At 66.2% G+C, this 2,024-nt stretch carries 1 protein-coding gene and 1 pseudogene; both read left to right on the forward strand.

Annotation, left to right across the window (positions count from 1 at the left end):
* Window positions 1–540: pseudogene (locus VFA16_RS03620) on the forward strand (methylmalonyl Co-A mutase-associated GTPase MeaB); the annotation flags it as partial.
* Window positions 541–592: 52 nt separating this feature from the next.
* Window positions 593–1,858, forward strand: coding sequence for a serine hydrolase domain-containing protein (locus tag VFA16_RS03625; RefSeq protein WP_324966499.1), 1,266 nt, complete (start codon window positions 593–595; stop codon window positions 1,856–1,858).
* Window positions 1,859–2,024 lie beyond the last annotated feature (166 nt).

Below are 2,024 nucleotides of genomic sequence, written 5' to 3' on the forward strand. Positions count from 1 at the left end.
GTGATCTTGGTCGAGACTGTCGGCGTCGGGCAGTCCGAGGTCGCTGTGGCCAACATGGTCGACACCTTCGTCTTCCTCACCCTCGCGCGCACCGGTGACCAGTTGCAGGGCATCAAAAAAGGCGTGTTGGAGCTGGCCGACATCGTGGTGGTCAACAAGGCCGACGGTGATCATCTAACCGACGCGCGGATCGCGGCCCGTGAGCTGTCGTCGGCGATCCGGTTGATCTACCCGCGCGACACACTGTGGCGGCCCCCGGTTTTGACCATGAGCGCCCACGAGGGCACCGGCCTCACCGAGCTGTGGGACACCGTCGAGCGTCATCGCCAGGTGCTCAAAGAGGCAGGCGAGTTCGAGGCACGCCGCCGTGCGCAGCAGGTCGACTGGACCTGGCAGATGGTGCGCGACACCGTGCTGGAGCGAATGTTGTCCAATCCCGAGGTCCGCAAGATCCGCGCTGACGTTGAGCGCCAAGTGCTAGCAGGCGAATTGACGCCGGCAATGGCCGCTCAGCAAATACTTAAGGTTGCATCAGCCTAACGGAAAGGTAAATTCAGGATTGTTTGCCAATCAGGTGGGTAAATTCGACGCTGTGAGGCAAGAAACCCGTGGTTACCGCGGCGCAGCGCTACCACGCGGTGTTCACGGCGCAGCGGATCCGCACTTTGCCTGTGCGGTCCGCAGCTTCGCGAGCATATTCCCGTCGCGCCGATTCGGCGGCGGCGCGCTGGCGGTATATGTCGACGGCGAACCCGTCGTCGACGTGTGGACGGGCTGGGCCGACCGCGCGGGGCAGGCGCCTTGGTCGGCCGATACCGGTGCCATGGTGTTCTCGGCGACCAAAGGCATGGCCTCCACCGTTATCCACCGGCTGGCCGACCGTGGGCTGATCGATTACGACGCACCCGTAGCCGAGTACTGGCCGGAGTTCGGCGCGAACGGCAAAAACACCATCACGGTTCGGCAGGTCATGCGGCATCGTGCCGGGCTCTCGCACCTGCACGGCGCCACCAAGGAAGACTTGCTGGACCACCAGCGGATGGAACAGCGGATCGCCGAGGCCGCGCCGGGAAGCCTGTTGGGCAAACCCGCCTACCACGCGCTGACCTATGGCTGGCTGATGTCGGGGCTGGCGCGCGCCGTCACGGGCAAGGGAATGCGGAAGTTAATTCGCGAGGAGCTGGCCGAGCCGCTGGACACCGACGGATTGCACCTGGGCCGGCCGCCGCTTCAGTCGCCGACCAAGGCGTCGCAGATCATCATGCCGCAGAGCACCATCTCCAACCCGGTGTTCAACCGTCTCGCACCACGCATCGCGGCACTGGAGCTGTCCGCCGGCTTCGGTTCGATGTACTTCCCGGGCATGAGAGCCGTTGTGCAAGGCGAGATTCCGCTGCTCGACGCGGAGATTCCCTCTGTGAACGGGGTCGCGACGGCGCGCAGCCTGGCCCGAATGTACGGCGCGATCGCGAACGGCGGCGAGATCGACGGCACCCGGTTCCTGTCGCGGGAGCTTGTGGCTCGTCTGACCGGACGGCCCAGCTTACGGCCGGACCGCAACCTCTTGGTGCCCTTGGCGTTTCACATGGGCTACCACCGCGTGCCGTTCAACGCGATGCCCGGCTTCGGTCACGCCGGGCTGGGCGGGTCGCTAGGGTGGGCCGACCCGGCGAGCGGCGTGGCGTTCGCGTTCGTGCACAACAGGCTGCTGTCGCCGTTCGTCCTAGTGGACCACGCCGGATTCGTCGCGATGGGAACCATGCTTCGACGCGGCGCATCGCTGGCACGTCGACACGGATTCCAGCGGGTGCCCGAATTGGGTGCGCCGTTTGCCGAGCCGGGAGCTGTTGCCGGTTAACCACCGCTAACCCTGCGTCGCCATCCGGTCGGTTCGGACAATGCGGTTGCCGTCGCCCGAGAGGGCGGACCCGCTCCCACTGGGCGCGTATGCCGCGCCGGCGTGCTAGCGGCCCGGCCGTGTAAGGGTCCGGGCCGCTAGGCGCTCACGCCGAATCGGTTCAGTA

Source organism: Mycobacterium sp., from assembly GCF_035653355.1.
GTDB lineage: Bacteria > Actinomycetota > Actinomycetes > Mycobacteriales > Mycobacteriaceae > Mycobacterium.